This window comes from Chryseobacterium gregarium DSM 19109, from assembly GCF_000430845.1.
GTDB lineage: Bacteria > Bacteroidota > Bacteroidia > Flavobacteriales > Weeksellaceae > Chryseobacterium > Chryseobacterium gregarium.
Map to the genome: position 1 here is coordinate 1 of NZ_AUMU01000026.1, position 17,791 is coordinate 17,791.

The window sequence follows — 17,791 nt, forward strand, 5'->3', positions numbered from 1 at the left end:
CTTATGAAACGCAATTACTCAGACTGGTAGCCCCTTTAAATGACACCCATGCCCTTCGGTTTTACAAGGAAATGAAAAACTGGAAGACTATTCTGAAGGTAAAGTTTTACCCACCTTTTGATTATCAGTTAGTAAATAATGGCTCCAAGGTGGTAGTTACTAAAATTATCATTCCTGAATTGTGCAAACAAGCAGATATTGAAGAAGGCGATGTGATCACCCATGTTAATGATGAAACGATAAGTAAGCGGGTAGACTTTATCGGCGAATATCTTTCAGCCTCAAATCCTAATGCTCTGAATTCTCGTTTAAGCCGATACCTGGACAATCTGCTCTTCCCAACCGATAATCTGCATGCCGAACTATTATTGACGCGCGGCCGCAGTACCAGAAAAACCAATGTTGAATGGGTAAGTAAGCAGGACGACTTCAAAAGAGTATCTGCCTATATTAATAACAAGCTGGCCAGAAGTAATCTAGGCATTCAACCCGAATATGCGGCTCCTGGTGTAGTGATCTTCAGGGCTAATCAAACAACCCGCTTTCTTGAAAACCTGCCCGAAGATAAACTGAAAAGTGCGATGGATTCTATTTTTATCCAGGCAGGAAAACAAAAAGGCATCATTCTAGATATGCGAAGCTATCCGGATTGGGGCGGTTTCTATTATCTGATGTACAATACTTTTGGAAAAGACAATAACCTCTATTCAAAATATTATATGTTGGATAAGCAGCACATTGGCATGTATAAACAAATAACAGACATTGTTGAGTATTATCCGCCGACAGCAAAGCCGGGCAAGCGTACTATGAATGCAAAAATTGCAATCCTGGTAGATGGCGAAACCCTGAGTGCTGCAGAGTATTACACCATGTTCTTGCAGCACATGTTTCCTGATGCCATTACCATCGGTAGTCAAAGCGCTGGTGCAGATGGTGATGATAAAGAGATTATTTTACCTGGCGGCTATAAATTTCCGTTTACCGGCAACGCTGTTTTTTATCCAGATGGCACTCAGGCCCAACGCAAAGGCGTTAAGATCGACAAGCTGATTGATCCCAACATATCCGATGTTGCTAAAAATATAGACACTCAATTGAATGAGGCGCTAAAATGGATCAATCAATAGCTGGATCTGGACGGTGATTATAAGAAATTCATTAAATTAGTGGTAATAGAAGTACTGCATGGCAAGTGGGAATATAATCTCAAAAAACGATTAAAACAAGACAACTTTTCTTTTTTCAAACTCATACCCAAAATTAATTAAAATAAAATCCGCCTCGCTCATTTATTGCGAGACGGATTTCTTTCTTTCTTTCTTATTTAATCAGTTATTATAATAAAGTCTGACCGCCATCAACCACAAATTCCGACCTTGTAACGTAACTACTATCATCGCTAGCAATGAAAATGATAGAATATAACTCAGAAATAACAGCACGAAACATTAATATGAATAAAATTGATTTTTTGACAGATTGGCAAAAGAAATTAGCGATTGGATTAGGTGAAGTTATATTAACTGAAAAAACTTTTAAAGGTGAAGTTATATCTATGCTTATTATGTCAACAAATCAATTTGAAGAACTTATAAATTTTCACTGGGAAAACTTTAGAGATCTAAAGAAGACAAGTTTAATTTATAAATATTTTGACAGAGATTATGTAGGAGAAAATCAAGACTGGGCAGTGGATGTTGAAGTGAAAATTGAAAGTGTCTCTGAATTCGTAAGTCATCTAGAATTGATAGATGCAAATTATCAATTATCAGATTTAATAGAAAAAGAATATGAAGCAACTCTTAAGTTTTGTAAAAAAATATTAAAGAATAATACTCAATTGTGTTTTCAAGCCGATAACTATTAAAAACTTAGGTTAATAAGTTTTTTGCCATGGTACAGTGAAAACATAAAATTCAATAATTATTCTTTGATAGTACACTATCGCCAATCCCAAAAATTATATTAATACTCCCAAATCTCAAAAAACGATTAATATTTACTCGCAATTTTATAAATTTAATCTAATGAATATTGATGTGTCTTATATACTTATAATATTAGAGTTGAATTACCTATATAATTTTATAATCGGCTCTGTTCATCAGATTTCTTAATTGATTTTGCAGCTTTAACAGATTGATTTCCGAAGTTGTATTTTAAGGTTAAAGAGAATAGCTGTGTGTCTTGATAATCACTAAAGGAACTGTTCTGATCAGAATATTTAGTCGAAATTTTTTGCTTTGAAGTTTTAAAGATATCATCAAAAAAGAGAGTTGCCTCCAGTTTTTTATTGAAGAATTTTCTGCTCATTACAAGATAAGCAGTCCAAACCCCTGAGTATTCAAAAGTCCCCTGTATTCCGGGTGAGGCGTACTGGTTTCCAAACTCCAATGTCCAGTCTGAAGCTTTGTCTAATGTAAAATTTGTTGACATGCTTGAGTTAAAGACCCAGATCTGTTTTTTGTACAATTGCTGATCAAGACCATAAAAGAAGTTTTCATCGTGGTACAGATCTGCTGATGCGCTTAACGTCCACCACGGTTTTATTTCAAAGTCTTTGGCAATGCTTGATCCGTAAGCACTGGATTTTTTAATATTGGTGTAACGATACTCTAACATTTTCGTCTCCGGAATCTGGAAATTAAGCTCCATCGAAGGATCGATTTTCTTACGGTAAAACGCTTCGAAGCTCCAGCCTTTATAATCGTACGTGAAATTGATATTATGCCTGATCGTAGCCTTTAAGTTGGGATCTCCCTGAAAATAAGAAAAGAGATTAAAGTAGGATCTGGCAGGATTTAACCAGGAATAATTAGGTCGTGAGATCCTTTTACCATAGGTTAAGCCAAACTGATGTTTGCTTTCTGTAGTGTACTGAACATAGGCAGTAGGAAACAACTTTAAATATTGATTGCTGTTGTTTTCATCAGGTTCACTAACTGTTCCGCTTAAATCAGTATTTTCTGCTCGTAAACCGCCTTTGAAACTCCATTTATCCAAATTTAAGGACAATGATGCATAGGCCGCCAAATTAGATTCCCGATAATCGAAAACGTTGCTTTTTTCTGGTTTGTAGGTCAAAATGCCTTTGTCGTCATCGGAAAAATTCAAGATACTGTTTGTTTTTACTACGCTGTATTTTGCACCGGCATCCACTTCCCATTTTTCATTCTTCCAGTTGTAATCTGTCTGTTGTGAGAACAATCTGACATCCTGACCACTGTCATTGATAAAAGTCTGAGAAGACGGCAACTGATTGGCAAAATTAAGTGCCGTGAAAATATTTTGATAATTTTTACTGGTATTCGAAATATAGTAGGTGATAAAAGATAATTTACTTTTCCCAAATTGATGATCGGCCTGTAAACTAATATTGTTTTTTGCCGTGCTGCTATGATGATCATTGATCGTATTATAATAGGACTCCAGCATATTTTGGGCATTGTAGATGTTTGTGGGAACATCATAAATTCCGTAAGATTTGGGATCATAAAAACCACGGTATTCCAGTGCAATGGATGTATTCTCATCAGCCTGATATTTTATGGATGTATTGAGTGAATTCTGTTGATCATCAATATCTTTTCTATTAAAACCCCCTTTCCACGTGGTTTTATCTTCGGGATAATAAATATAAGTATTCTGTGCACGATAATAGGCGCCTGACCCGCGCGTATAAATTGCCATAGCCGATATCTTTCCATTCTGATAATATTGGGCGATGGTTCCTGTTCCCTTTGGATATATGGATTGCTCATACTTTCCGGAAATGTATCCACGATAACCTTCGAGTTTATTTTCTTTCATCACAAAATTAAGCACCGCACTTCCGGAAGCTTCATATTTCGCAGGCGGATTGGTGATAACCTCTACAGATCTAACGTCACTTCCCTGCGTGTTTTCCAAAAGTGTTTTCAGTTCATCTCCTGTTACCATTACTTTTTTATCATTGATGGTAATAAGGATGTCAGAACTTCCTTTTATCTTGAACTCGTTGTTTGAGAAAACAACGCCTGGTGTCTTTTTCAGGATTGCCCATGCACTGAGATTGGAAATATTGCTATTTTGTACGTTGAATTCCAAACGGTCAATTTTCCTTTTAATGATAGGTTTTTTCTTGACGATTGCAACTTCGGCAATTTCAGAAACGGCCGATTTTTTGAGCTTGATATCAATGAGCTGGTTAGGTTGTAATAAATCTACCTGCTTTTCGAAATCATTGTATTCTAAATCGTAAACGATCAGTTTTACCTGATTACCGGCAATCCCTTCTATCGTAAAAATACCTTGCTCATTACTTAACAGATTTTTTATCAATACGTTATTGGTATCGTAAATTTCTATCGTGGCCTGAGGAATTGATTGGTTTTCCTCGTTGGTCACCTTGCCTTCTATTTTCTGCTGCTGCGCAAAAGCAATAATAGGGAAACATAATGTTAAAAGAATCTTTTTCATTTGATCTCGTTTAAAGTTTGATTTTAATACCGCAAAATTGAACTTTGACAACTAGAATTTAGGTTAAAAGAAGGTTAAGAAGAGGTTAATGCCGATTTAGCATTACGAAAAATTTTATATTTGACCTATGATTAAGAATAATATGAAGTTGATTGGTATTTTTGCTTTGCTTTTCCTTATTTTAGTGATTATACAGGTATACTTTTTATATAAATCCTATAAGATAAAAGAAAGCCAGATTTATAGCTCGGTCTCTGAAAAATTAGATATCTACCGTGATGATTCTAAGAATGAATATGGACTTCGCAATCGTAAGGTCCATGATCTGTTCGTAAAATTTAGAAAAGGAAAAATTTCAAAGAGTCAGTTTATTAAGGATGTCGGCCATGTGAATACGAAATCGACAACCTCCTACAGTAATAAGGTTGACAGCATATTCAGTAATTCAAAATACGAGGTAGCCAACAGATATGATCTACTGAGTACCAAATACCTTCCTACTGGCAAATACCTTTTTAATGAGCCTATTACGCTCTTTGAAACCAATCGAAAAGTAATAAAACCCGGCAAGACCGAAGAAGGCGTGTGGGACACTTCAGCCATAGAAAACGATACTGAAAATAAAAACACATACAGGACAACGATCGCAAATTATTATGAAATAAAGAATATTGAGTCAATTGTATTCAGAGACCTATGGGCATTGATTCTCTGCTGTATATTAATCTTAACTGCCGTATTATGGATCTTCGTTTTGACCATACGGAATTTAATGATTCAGCAAAAAAAGGTTGAAGTCCTTCACACCGTAGTGGACAATATCGCCCACGAGTTCAAAACACCGATCGCGACTTTGAAAATTGCTGCAAAAGCTTTGGATATAGACTGGGACAGAAATGATCTCCCTTTGGTACAAAGACAGATCACGCGTTTGGAAAATCTAATGATCCAGCTTAATAGTGATGAAAAGAATGCTTCTGAAATACAAAAAACATTCAACAGAGATTGGAGCGACTTCTTTGAAGATCTAAAGTTCCTACATTCAGACACTGAATTTTGCTTTAGGAATAACACATTCGACAGCCTGCCTTTCAACAAAACAGATATGGAGACCCTCATAAAGAATCTTTGCGATAACAGTGTAAAATATGGTGCTCAAAAAGTGGATATTGAACTTGACTCAGTCCGTGATCGTTTACAAATCAAAATATCGGATGATGGAAATGGGATTTCAAAATCTGAGCAAAAATATGTTTTTGAAAAATTCTACAGGATTCAGTCCGATAATATTCATAATACAAAAGGATTGGGACTAGGACTTTTCTTGGTTAAAAATATCGTTGAGAAATATGACGGAAAAATAGATCTAGACAGCGAGAAAAATATTGGAACAACTTTTACAATCACATTGCCTTATGAAGACTAAGATCCTTTTGGTAGAAGACGATCATGACTTCGGGCTGATCTTAAAAAAATATCTTGAATTAAGTGGCTTTGAAATATATTGGTTCCAAGATCCTAAGGATGTTTTGCGAAAAGGCATCAATCTACTATCATTCGATATAGGGATTCTTGATATCATGCTTCCTAATATGGATGGCTTTTCTCTTGCTAAAGTGATCTTAGAGAAACATCCTGATTTTCCTATTCTTTTTTTGACTGCAAAAAATCAACAGATCGACAGAATCACAGGCCTTAAGATTGGAGCCGATGATTATATCTCTAAACCCTGCGATCCTGAAGAATTAATCCTTAGGATTAAAAATATTCTTAAAAGATATATATCAAAAAATGTTGAAGGTGAAATAAAAATTGGAGAGTATAAATTAGATGCTGGAAAATTAATGTTAACCCATCACAAAGAAAATATGCGTATCACCATCCGTGAAAAAGATTTGATAATCTTGTTTTTAAATTTTAATCATCAAACACTGAAACGAGATGACATCCTTGATAAAATATGGAAGACAAACGACTATTTTACAGGAAGAAGTCTTGATGTTTATATCAGCAAAATCAGAAAATATTTCCGTCACGACGAAACCATTAAAATCATATCCATAAGAGGTATTGGTTTTGAATTGGAATTTCCTGAAAGCTAATGGGTCGGGTTACTTTTTGGGTATTTATTCAAATTATATTATAAGTGTAGTAGATATGCAATTTGAATAATATTAGTCTCAAAAAACGATTGGATATGTATGTGCATGAACTTCATTACTTCGGGCTGAAGGTAATTACGCATCAAACTAATCTATATTTACTCGATACCTAAATTTGCATTGTACGATAATAATCTAGAAAATGAAAAATAGATTCACCAAAAGCTATATTCTAGTTACTTCTAACTTTAAAAAATCTAAAGCTTCTACCGAAAGCGTAGAAAAATTATTTGATTTAATTTATGAAATGGAAAATATAGAAAAAAATCTTGATGAAACAATAATGCTTTGTGAAATTTATAATCTTATTGGTTTAAACATAAAAACAAAGAGAATACTTGACTCATTGGAACTATCGACAAAGGAAGAAAAGATAAAGTCAGAAGCTCAAACAAAATTAGATAGGGATAATAATTATAAAAATACTCGATTTTATTACCGTGATTTGAGGGAATCCAGAATTAAAAAAAATCTTGAAAATCTCTCGGTTGTAGATTTTGTCATTTTAAATGAGGGAGAAGTATTTAAAATAGAATTTGCGAAAATAACACAGTTAAACATATTTAATAAATTTATTAAAACAACAGATATCTCAATTTATTCTGACGTCGTTCTTAGTGAAAATCAGTTGGATATTTTGATTTATTTCTTTCATTGGTTGTCCGACTGTAAAAAGGAACTTATTGACTTTTATAACGCAAACAAAATTGAAAATAAGATTAATTATGTTGGTAATGAATGGTTTGACGGTCTAGATATTTGGGATGTAATTATTGAAATAAAAGATGGTAAAGAAATCTGCTGCCAAATTTTAGCATCTGATTACTTCAATCATAACTTAGGCTTTGAACTCGAAATCAGCAATGACTCAATAATCTGTTTACAATATAATCCCGAGCTGTAATTAGTAACTATAATAACAACTAGTTGAGTAATTATAATTTCTGTTTTATGGCAGGAAAAAGGTCATATCTGGAAATAACAGTCTCACAAAAACGATTAATACTTTTCTGTACTTTTTATAAAAGTAGTTGCTGAATGTTTGGAGTATTTATTAACATAAGGATTTTTCGTATATTTATTAGCCTCTCTCTAAATTAACAATCTAAAAATATCTCAATGAAATTAAAAGTTGCAATCTTACTTTTTCTTTTAAGTATTCAATTAATATTTGCGCAGGAAACCATTCTCTGGAAAATTGAAAAACCTGGCTCTCAAAAAGTTTCGTACTTACTAGGAACGCTCCATCAAGTTGGCAATTCATTTGTTGATGAAAGACCATTGATTAAGGAGCTATTATCGCATTCAGATATCGCAGTTTTTGAATCGGTAGATGATAAAAAGAAAACGATTATAGACGTAATGAACAGTCGACCAGACAATTTTTCATATCGAGAGCATCTTGATAAAAAGGATGTTCAATTTCTGGAATCTATATCTACCGATTGGACAGTACCTATAAGCAAAGCAACTCCCGCCGAACTTGCTGTTAAATTAGAGCAGTTATATGTATTAGAGGTTTGTGAAACAACAAAATCAACAGATACTGAAAAGCACCTGGATGATTATCTTCTATCCGTAGCCGAAAAAGTCAAGATTAAAACTGTAGGGCTGGAAACCAATGCAGATCAATTTAAAGCATTAAACTCTATGCAAATCTACGATTGGAAAGCAGTTAAAGAAGGTATTGGCGCCAGAGTTAAAAACTTACAAAAGAAAAAAGATAAAAATCAGCTTTGCAGTATCGCCAATACTTACTTGAGCGATATGAATTTTGATTATCAATTTAACGTGAAGTGTGAAAATGGCGCTATGCTTAGTGACAGAAATAAAAAATGGATACCTCAAATTGATCAGATTCTGCAAAATAACAATGCTTTTATAGCAGTTGGTTTAATGCATATTTTTTGGGATTGCGGAATTATCAGTGAGCTTAGAAAATTAGGATATAAAGTTACTCCTGTTCCATTATTAAAATATAGTGCTAAAAACACAGCAATTCTATCAAGCCTACAAAATGAGAAAATTCTTGTTGCGAGGTAATTCATACAATGTAATATTCTCAATTTAATAACGTTTGTGCAGTCTTGATGACCAAAGGCTGCACTTTTTCATTTGCTGAATTTATCACTAATGCTCAATTGAAGAATTACTGCCGGATTTTTTACGTCAGGCCGTCTTAAACAAAACCTCTGTTGTTGGCAGTACTTTGTTTATATTCTTATTAGTTTGCTTTCATTGTTATATGAGTTTTTAACAAATTTCATTAGGTATTGTATATTTTTTCTTGAAATATTCTTTCATGTTCTCTCCAGGTTCAATCAAATCGTTGTTAATCAAATACGATACGCTCGCGGTAGAAAACTCTCTTTCTGAACTGCGGCCACTTATACAAATGTTTGGAGTGTTTTATTATATCAGGCCCATCATTGATATTGGATAATGATCCCATGTCCACTAGCTTGACGATAAAGAAATTTTGTAATTTTGATAAATGATAGAAAGATCACAGTTCAATCAAGAGCTTTACAGTTCCATCGCAAAAATTATTATTGATGCAAAAACCCAAGTGTACAGAAACAGTAATACGATATTGCTGAAAATGTATTGGGAAATTGGAAAGCTTATCATTGAAGATGAGCAGGACGGTGAGTTACGGGCTAAGTATGGTAAATCAGTTTTGAAAAATCTTGCTGCCCAACTATCATTGGAATTTGGGAAAGGCTTTAATGATAGGAATCTTAATAATATGCGGGCTTTTTTCATCGCATTTCCAATTTGGAACGCAGTGCGTACCGAATTGAGCTGGACGCACTACCGAATTATCAGTCGAGTTGAAAATCCTGAACATAGAATACAGTATATAGAACATTCGATTGAAGGAAACTGGAATACCAGGACACTTCAAAGAAATATTGACAGTCAGTACTTAGGAAGATTACTGAAATTTCCAGGATTGGATAATAAAGAAGTATCCAATTTTATAAAAGATCCATATATCTTTGAGTTCTTAGGGTTGCCATCAGACATATCACAGACTGAAACTCAAATAGAATCAGCTTTAATAACGCATCTTCAAAAGTTCTTGATGGAGTCGGGGAATACAGTTAACTAAATTACTACTTATTGATAGCACGTATTTCTTTTACGCCATGATCAATAAACAATTTAATATCACCTGGGCTTAAGCTACTCCCTAAGGGATGATTGTAAGTGACAATCGCATTTTTTAAGTGCTTTAAATATTTTGCCAGATTAACACTATCTTCTAAATCATCAGTAATGGCTCCAATTACCTCTTCGTTTTCTTTGAGTATAGTGGGTATATACAAGTTGGCAGAAACGCCATTGAAAATTCGGCATAAGAACAACGGTTCCGACAACCTCTATTCGACCCTGACAAAAAACTGCCATACATTCAAAAATATTTCTAAATTTAACGAAAGAAAAAACGATGAAAAAAAGTATGCAAATAATTAAAAAAATATTATTTGTAGCATTGATATCCTTTATCTGTTCGTGCAATAAACACATATCCGAATTTACAATAGAAGAAACTACGCACAACTACACCAATGATTTTAAAGTTGTTGAAAATTATGAGGATGCTTTAAATGCAGAAATAATTGACACAACAAAACATAGCAAAGCCAGCTATGAAAAATACTATGCCCAAAATGCCGATTATCTATTTAGTATGGGAGACGGATGTTTTACCCCTAAAATTGAGGAATTATATGCTAAGCAAAGCAACGATACAATAAAAATTCATTGGGAAAGAAAATTCTGGAAGCCTTGCCCACCAACAGGGAAACATAGTCCTGTTTTTGCGAAAATAATCATCAACAAACAGAAATATCCCAACTATAAAAAATTGGTTTTTATCCCGATAGATGATAACTAAAAATCCAACTATCATTTTCGTTTGCAATAGGAAAGTGAGTATCGCTAAGTATTGTAAATTGTTTTGTCGGTTGATTACTAAATTTATTAATAATCATATTCCAGTTTTTCTAAATAAATTACTGAATGTTTGGTGTATTTATTAAGGGGAATTGAATTAATTAACTATATTAGTTATATAACCTATATAATTGAAAAAGAATCAAAATAGTTAGATATGTTAATAGGTTGCATAATAAGAATATGCCTTTTTTTAAACAAAAATAAAATATGTCAAAAAAAATAATGAATCGATTTTACTACTTTAAAGTAACATTTTTATCGATTTCTGCCGGACTTTTCGCAGGAATCTTAATTTATGGATTATTTGATGTTGATTTTTCAGATAGAGAAGCATTAACAAAATTGTTCTTTAAATCTATCGTAACAGCAGTTGGAACAGGATTGATATTGGGAATATTGAATATGTTCTTTAAAATTGGCAATTTCCAAAAGAAAGAAGACTAATAGTTAAATGTTTCAAAAAACGATTAGACTGTAAATTGCTGAATGTTTGGTGTATTTTTACAGTAGCAATTTGTTTATTACTTATTTAAATATATTGGTTATAATGATTATATAACTAAACCCGTTGGGCCTTATGATAAAAAAGAATAAAGTTGTTCATTTGATTGAGAATCAGTAATTTTTTTTTACCACAAAACATTTACAATGAACAACTTGCAAGCAAATTGCGAAAGAATTTTGGAAGTTTTGAGAAAAATATCAGAAGATAATCTTTTAGAGCATCAACGCCGAACTCCCAAATTGAGTGATTTAGAATTGATAGGTGTAAGCTTAACTGCAGAATATATAGGAATTGACAGTGAAAATCATTTATTCAGAATTTTACCAGAGTTTTTTATCCATATGAAAAGTTGATAAATCTTATATTCACGCATTAAGGGAATTGAATAATAGGAAATATTATTAGAAATACAAATAGATTATGGAATACAATTATTTTCATGGAGCAATTTTAATCGATCGAGATTATGACCTTTCAAAGAATTTCATTATCCAAGAAATGATAGACTTATAAAGTCAAAATGGGATAAAAGAAAACTACTGGGAAAGCACAACGAGCTGTAGAAAGTACGGCGACAGCCCAAAAACTATATTTTAGTTTTTATTTTATGTTAAATAAATTATTAGAGAATTGTTCCTATCTTTAAAATCGAATTTAAAACAATTACTATGAAAAAATTAACGAGAGAAAAATTAAAATCAACTTTTGCAGCGGGAGGTGTAGGTGGTAGTACTGGCGTAGGTATGGAGCCAACAAATCCAACAGATCCAACAGGACCAGCTTGTGGAGGATCGCATTGTCCCAATAACGATTACATTTGTTGCTATCATCAAACAGGAAGCTATTGTACGAGCAGATCTTGTGACGTTAGAGTCAACTAATATAAATCCCTCATTTAGAGGGATTTTTTATTGAGGATCACATATCCGACTAAACCGTTGACAATGGAGGCAACGAAGATGCCGAATTTTGCCTTTGTCTGGTATTTCCCATGTGTAGTAAATGCCAGAGAGGTATTGAATAAAGACATGGTAAACCCTATAGAGGCCAGAAAGCCAAGTTCGAAAAGGTTACGGAGTTCGCTCACCGGACAGCAGCTGGCTTCTATGACAGGATTGAAGGTAGAAACAGTAATAAGAAGCGTTTAAAAAAATCGAAAAGCAAAATAAACTTGAAATCAGAAACACGAAAGTTTACATTTAACGTCAAACTGTTTCTGAAGGTAAGGTGTCAAAAAACGATCTTTGATGTGCAAATGCAAATTTCTAAATAGATTACAGCTTATGGTTACTTGCAAGAAAAATTTATGAAAAAGAAACTTACTATCCAGAATTTAATACAGTCACTCTTTGTATCAACACTTTGTTTTTTAATATTTTATCTATTTGAATCGAAAAAAGAAATGGATTGGGTACTAATGGCAATCATGTTTGTAGTTTTTTTCTTGATTACTTTTTCTTCAGAAGCTTTTACAGTTATTTTTCAGAAGAACGTGAAAAAATATTAAAGCGAAAAAATAATTAATTTAACCACATGCAGCTATGACTTGTCTTGAAAAACTCCGAGAATTAGTTTATAAAAGAGAAGAGATTTTTGAAGAACGAACTGAAAAATGGCAAGAATCAGAAAAAGGATAGAACTAGGAAATGAGAACGCAAGAACTTTAAGAAATTGCTGGAGATTGGGAAATGCTCTTGATGTATTAGAAAGTTGGAACGAAGATGTTTAATATATAAATCTTAAAAAGCTATGAAACTTATGAATTGGATGGTGAAAGATGAATACAAAGATTTGTAAGATATCCAATTAATATTAAAATTGCTGAAACAGAATACCGGTTACAATATCAGGACATAATTTGGCATTAAATATGATTGATTTACAACATATTATTAATATTTAAATTCATTAACGATGGGAATTAAACCAGGTCCGAAAAAAGTTGCGGAATCTACTGATAAGTTAGATCAACGCCAGAGAGATAATAAGCAAACACCCAAAAACAAGACTTCGCTGAAACCGCATAATCATAAAAAAGGTGATTAGGATATCGAAACGATGTAGATGAAAATTCTTAAAAATAATCCCGACGCCAGCCGGGATCATTTTTTATTACTATAACATTATCTATTCTCTTACCACGGGCATTCTTGGGTTTCAGAATCATGGTCATCACTTATAAACTTTTTTGAAGGTATGTTTTTATTTAGAACGGTATGAACAATCGTATCCGCTGCTTCATCAGGCGTACCGGTGCCTTGATTATTGGTAAGGTCAGTTTTTATAAATCCCGGATCAATCAGATGAACCCGGAACTTCGGGAGTTGGTTGCCAAGAGAAATTGAATACATATTCAGCGCAGCTTTGGATATGGCATAGACCATAAAAAGATTGGCATTTTCGTAATATTTCCATTTCGTTTCGCCGTGGAGTGTCAGTGATCCAATACTTGAACTGATATTAATAATGTGTGGTTCTTCTGATTTTTCCAATAGGTCTGTAAAAGACTGAACGACTCTTAAGGTTCCGTATAGATTGGTATTTAAAACTTTTTTAAACTCTGAAATTGTGGCATTGAGAGCATCTTGTGGTATACTTCCGGTAATGCCGACATTATTGATCAACACATCCAATCTTTCTGTCTTTTTACCAAGCCTGATTCGGGCATCTTTTACAGACTCATCATCGGTAATATCAATCGGTACAATTTCACAGTGTGGTAAGCCTTCTGATTTTAATTGCTCCAACGCCTCTAAGCCCCGATGCTGACTTCGACACCCGAGATACACATAAAATCCTTTTTGAAGAAGTTGCTTCGCGGTAGCGAAACCAATTCCTTTATTGGCTCCTGTAATGAATACTTTTTTCATTTTTTATTGATTTAAAAATTTGATATTGCAAATTTGGATCAACAAAAAATAGAATTTTTTCACATTTGTGAAAAAGTGATTAACGGATACTTTTTCTCACTCTGCTTAAGGATGGCTGTTTCATCCCTAAGTAAGATGCTACATAAGACAAAGGGATACGGTTGACCATATTTGGATAATGTTTCATGAAAGACAAATATCGTTCGGTAGTATTTCTTGCAATGAGAGAACTCCTTCTTTCTAATTTTTCCGATTTATGTCTGATAATTATTTTTTGAATGATGTCATTTAATCCGGCAACAGATTGTAATAACCCGTTCCAGTCTTTCTTTGAAAAAACAATGAACGAACAGTTTGTAATGGCTTGGAGATTTGCGATAGGAGTGGAACTTTTATCGGGATTATCCCAGTCTGAAAGCCAATGGTTTTCTTCCACAAAGTAATGCGTGATCTCATCTCCCTTATCGTTTTCGTAATAAACCCGCAGAATTCCCTCTCTAACAAACCCAACGTATTTTGAATTTTTTCCTGTTTCCCAAAAATAGTCACCTTTTTCAAGTTCTAAATTTTTTGATTTATCTTTGATTAATTCAATTTGTTGCTGGCTGAGATTTCCAAATTCTAACAGGAAATTTATAAATTCACTCATTTTGCAAAGTTATCAAATCTCAAAAAACGATTAGATTGTAAATTGCTGAATGTTTGGGGTATTTTCAAAACTTACGCAACTTCAAAAAACTCTAAAAATGATGCTTACTTCAATGATAGAAAATCAATAATAAACAACTTTTATACAATAAATAAACCCTCAACATTTTCTAAGTGCTGAGGGTTTTTCTATTAACTAATACGTGTAGTTATTTTACCACATGAACTTCCATTTTCCACTACAAAGAAACTTTTATCGCCGCCGTAGATTTGTAGTGTTCAAAGAGAACAATTAAACAAGAAAAGGAATAAAAAATAAATAATACGGTCATGACAAAACAAATCGCCATTGCAGCCTTAACTATCGGAGCCATCATATCAGGAACCAACATTGTTCAAGCTCAGAATACTACTGCAACCACAACAGTAAACATTACCCTGAACGATGTAATCTCCATCGACGCGGGAAGTTCTGCAATCAGTGGTGCCGTTGCCTTTAACTATGCTACTGCAGCGGATTATAATTCTGAAAAAACAGTGGCCCAGGCCAACGCTTTGAAAGTTACTTCTACAAAGAGTTTTAATGTAAAAGTAAAAGCAGGCGGTGCGAGTTTCATGAACGGAACCAACGAAATCCCGGTAAATGTTTTGACCATCAAAACTTCAGCAGCTGCCGGAACCATGGGGGGAACCAAAAGCGCTGTTGTTTTGTCTGCAGCGGATCAGACTTTAGTGGCCAATGCTCCGCTTGGAGGTGCCTTAACCCTGAATCTGGACTACACCATTCCAGCGGCGAAATCATCATCTTCTGATATCTTAGGTAAACCGGCCGGAACGTATACTCAAACAGTAACTTATACTGCAAGAGCTTTATAAATGAATTTTTATCATATTAATATTTTGTGATTTGGTGTTTCGAAGGCTTCCTGCAGGAGGCCTTTGATTTTTTAAGTAAGATTTTAGGTGCTTCTAGAAAATCTGAAATATTATCTGGAAAAAGAAAATTGAATCTGCCACAGATTAGAAAACTAAGCAATGAACTTCATATTTCAGATGATGTTTTAGTACAAGAATATTAAAGTTTATAGAGGTCAGTAGTTAATTACTGACCTCTATAAACTTTAATAGAAACTTAGTTAAGATTATTATCAATAAGTTTTCTTAAAATTATTACTGTTGTCAAAGAAACTCTTATATTAGAATCTCACAATTGTCTTGAGTATAATCTATAATAAAAACAAAATTAAAATGAAAAAAGCAGCCATCATTCTATTTTTTGGAATTCTTGTATTTTCCTGTAATAAGGAAGATAAATCAGCAATCACAGGAGTGGAAGAAAATAAAACTTCTGATAAGCAAATAAACAAAAGTGAAAACCAATCTGCAGAAATAAATTGGGATCAAATACCTGATTTAAAAGATATAGGTAACTTCCCTTTTATTACCGCACCAAATGATCTACAAATAAGCAATGAAAAAGACGGCGTTTCTGAATTATTTGATTATCAGAAAATGGAAAATTATACAGGAAGCGGAATTATTACTACGGAGGGAAAATTAGGTATTTTAAATTTTGAAGGAAGCAACGGCAAAGATTTCAATCAAATTATTTTTGACAAAAACATTTATGCATATTTTGATAAAATCGGTGCAAAAATGCTCTTTAAGGGAGAATTTCCAGAGAATGAAAATGACAGAGCAAGGCTGGAAAAAAATATGTGGAACGGAAAACACAGAACCAGTGGTCTTGCCAGAGAAAGCGACTCACCTTTCACGGTTTATGCGTTCAAAAATAATGGGAAAAAATATATTTTAAATGTACAGTCTAATTCGGCCCAGGGTAACGTTTTCATTATGGAAATACAGGATTTGGAAATGACTGTAAAAAAATACTCCGCCGAACAGATAAAAACCGACATTGGTAATTCGGGGAAAGCTATCTTAAATATTAATTTTGACACCAATAAAGCCACTCTACGACCTGAAGGTCAGAAGGTTGTTGACGAAATATATACTTTCCTATCCGAGAATCATACGATCAACCTTTCCATCGAAGGACACACAGACAACACAGGAAATGCGCAACTCAACAAAAAACTATCATCTGATAGGGCTAATACGATCATGTATGCATTAGCAGGAAGCGGCATCGATATAAAAAGGCTTAAAGCTGTAGGATTTGGTTCTGAAAAGCCTTTAAAACCGAATGATACAGATGAAAATAAATCACAAAATCGCCGCGTGGAACTGGTTAAATTTTAGTAGTTTTCTTTGAGTATTTGAAGTTTGACCTTCTCCCAAAAAACCGGATCAGTTAAAAGTAGAGATTTTTCAAGAAATACTTAAATTTAAATAAAGAAAAATCTAATGAAACCTAACGCAATGGTTAGGCGTAGCCAAAAAGAGCAGATTTACAGAGAGTCAGATTATTTTTGCATTGAAGCAGTCTGAAACGGGGGTGAAAGTTGAAGAAGTTTGTCGTAAAATGGGTATAAGTGAGGCAACTTTCTACAATTGGAAGAAGAATCAGACAGGATCTGCAAATTATATCCCTATATAGATGTTTTTATGATTGTTATACATAATGTCAGCCACGATCTGCAAAAATTTTTTCAGGATATCTTAGAAAGTTTTAAAGACCTGCTCTCGGAAGTTCAGGAAGCGATCGATCGCAAAGAGATCAATTATCCTGATGCACAAGTATTTTTAAGCGATCTGTTTTCACTATCATCCTTTTCTTACATCTTTAACAATTTTTTTAGCACTTTGAAAATTCCTTTACATAAAAAGTCCATTTTTGATGATTGTAACAATAAGAACAGAAGAATTCTGAATATTCTTTTTGAAAGCAATTAAGTAATAAAAAGTTAGAATTACATTGATGATATAGTGTCGGATGTAAAGAGAGAATCTATCACCGTTTTTTGACAGGACCATTATTTTCTATAAGAGTTTATCTGGTAGAATAATTTTTTCATCACTTTCTTTTAATTCTTGTGCGTAGGGTATCTAGGGCTTGGAAATATTGAAAAGGAAGCAGTGACTTTGCTTATGCTTGTGACGGAGGAAGTGTTTTTCAAATAATAGTATTTTTACGTTAGATCATTCTGAGTAGTGAAAAAAAAGGATAAAAAAAAGGCGCCAACTGGAAACAGTTGGCGCCATTTGGCATTTTGTGA

General features: G+C 33.5%; 16 protein-coding genes and 2 pseudogenes. 14 read left to right on the forward strand and 4 right to left on the reverse strand.

Annotated elements, in window-relative coordinates; all coding sequences use genetic code 11:
• Positions 1-1,130 (forward strand): S41 family peptidase (locus tag H561_RS0119365; RefSeq protein ID WP_027388493.1); only part of this gene is annotated, 1,130 nt, incomplete at its 5' end.
• Positions 1,131-1,408: 278 nt separating this feature from the next.
• Entirely contained in the window at positions 1,409-1,870 is a 462-nt protein-coding gene (locus tag H561_RS0119370; protein ID WP_027388494.1) for a hypothetical protein, read from the forward strand.
• Between the two features lie 218 nt (positions 1,871-2,088).
• On the opposite strand, the gene H561_RS0119375 is transcribed toward H561_RS0119370, so the two are convergent.
• Complete coding sequence (locus H561_RS0119375) at positions 2,089-4,461, reverse strand: outer membrane beta-barrel family protein (RefSeq protein WP_027388495.1); 2,373 nt, start codon at positions 4,459-4,461, stop codon at positions 2,089-2,091.
• Positions 4,462-4,588: 127 nt separating this feature from the next.
• Here H561_RS0119375 and H561_RS0119380 point away from each other — a divergent pair, with 127 nt between their 5' ends.
• From H561_RS0119380 to H561_RS0119425, 8 genes and pseudogenes are all read left to right on the forward strand, one after another.
• Positions 4,589-5,887, forward strand: coding sequence for a sensor histidine kinase (locus H561_RS0119380; protein WP_027388496.1), 1,299 nt, complete (start codon positions 4,589-4,591; stop codon positions 5,885-5,887).
• The gene (locus H561_RS0119385) at positions 5,877-6,563 is read left to right on the forward strand and encodes a response regulator transcription factor (protein WP_027388497.1); all 687 of its coding nucleotides are present in this window, start codon (positions 5,877-5,879) and stop codon (positions 6,561-6,563) included. Before H561_RS0119380 ends, H561_RS0119385 begins: the two co-directional genes overlap by 11 nt.
• 202 nt (positions 6,564-6,765) lie before the next feature.
• The gene (locus H561_RS0119390; RefSeq protein WP_027388498.1) at positions 6,766-7,527 is read left to right on the forward strand and encodes a hypothetical protein; all 762 of its coding nucleotides are present in this window, start codon (positions 6,766-6,768) and stop codon (positions 7,525-7,527) included.
• Between the two features lie 215 nt (positions 7,528-7,742).
• Positions 7,743-8,666, forward strand: coding sequence for a TraB/GumN family protein (locus H561_RS0119395; protein WP_027388499.1), 924 nt, complete (start codon positions 7,743-7,745; stop codon positions 8,664-8,666).
• Between the two features lie 451 nt (positions 8,667-9,117).
• The gene (locus H561_RS22905; RefSeq protein ID WP_051349460.1) at positions 9,118-9,738 is read left to right on the forward strand and encodes a PDDEXK nuclease domain-containing protein; all 621 of its coding nucleotides are present in this window, start codon (positions 9,118-9,120) and stop codon (positions 9,736-9,738) included.
• 339 nt (positions 9,739-10,077) lie between these two features.
• Positions 10,078-10,527, forward strand: coding sequence for a hypothetical protein (locus H561_RS0119415; protein ID WP_162143038.1), 450 nt, complete (start codon positions 10,078-10,080; stop codon positions 10,525-10,527).
• A gap of 269 nt (positions 10,528-10,796) precedes the next feature.
• Positions 10,797-11,033: a hypothetical protein gene (locus tag H561_RS0119420; protein WP_027388502.1), complete on the forward strand. Its 237-nt coding sequence runs from the start codon at positions 10,797-10,799 to the stop codon at positions 11,031-11,033.
• A gap of 204 nt (positions 11,034-11,237) precedes the next feature.
• Positions 11,238-11,423, forward strand: a pseudogene (locus H561_RS0119425) (IS982 family transposase); the annotation flags it as partial.
• A 566-nt stretch (positions 11,424-11,989) separates the two neighbouring features.
• Here H561_RS0119425 and H561_RS23745 read toward each other — a convergent pair.
• From H561_RS23745 to H561_RS0119455, 3 genes are all read right to left on the reverse strand, one after another.
• Positions 11,990-12,181 carry a Na+/H+ antiporter NhaA gene (locus H561_RS23745; protein ID WP_316929431.1) on the reverse strand — a complete coding sequence of 64 codons (192 nt, stop codon included), beginning with the start codon at positions 12,179-12,181 and terminating at the stop codon, positions 11,990-11,992.
• A 1,048-nt stretch (positions 12,182-13,229) separates the two neighbouring features.
• Entirely contained in the window at positions 13,230-13,964 is a 735-nt protein-coding gene (locus tag H561_RS0119450; protein WP_027388505.1) for an SDR family NAD(P)-dependent oxidoreductase, read from the reverse strand.
• A gap of 79 nt (positions 13,965-14,043) precedes the next feature.
• The gene (locus H561_RS0119455) at positions 14,044-14,613 is read right to left on the reverse strand and encodes a Crp/Fnr family transcriptional regulator (protein ID WP_027388506.1); all 570 of its coding nucleotides are present in this window, start codon (positions 14,611-14,613) and stop codon (positions 14,044-14,046) included.
• Positions 14,614-14,942: 329 nt separating this feature from the next.
• Here H561_RS0119455 and H561_RS0119460 point away from each other — a divergent pair, with 329 nt between their 5' ends.
• The 4 genes and pseudogenes from H561_RS0119460 (at position 14,943) to H561_RS0119470 (ending at position 17,468) form a co-directional block, all read left to right on the forward strand.
• Entirely contained in the window at positions 14,943-15,488 is a 546-nt protein-coding gene (locus H561_RS0119460; protein ID WP_027388507.1) for a hypothetical protein, read from the forward strand.
• A 453-nt stretch (positions 15,489-15,941) separates the two neighbouring features.
• Positions 15,942-16,874 (forward strand): OmpA family protein, encoded by a 933-nt coding sequence (locus H561_RS23475; RefSeq protein WP_162143039.1) that lies wholly within the window; start codon positions 15,942-15,944, stop codon positions 16,872-16,874.
• A 136-nt stretch (positions 16,875-17,010) separates the two neighbouring features.
• Positions 17,011-17,148 (forward strand): annotated as a pseudogene (locus H561_RS23755) (transposase); the annotation flags it as partial.
• A 32-nt stretch (positions 17,149-17,180) separates the two neighbouring features.
• Positions 17,181-17,468: a hypothetical protein gene (locus H561_RS0119470; RefSeq protein ID WP_081411685.1), complete on the forward strand. Its 288-nt coding sequence runs from the start codon at positions 17,181-17,183 to the stop codon at positions 17,466-17,468.
• Positions 17,469-17,791: the final 323 nt, after the last annotated feature.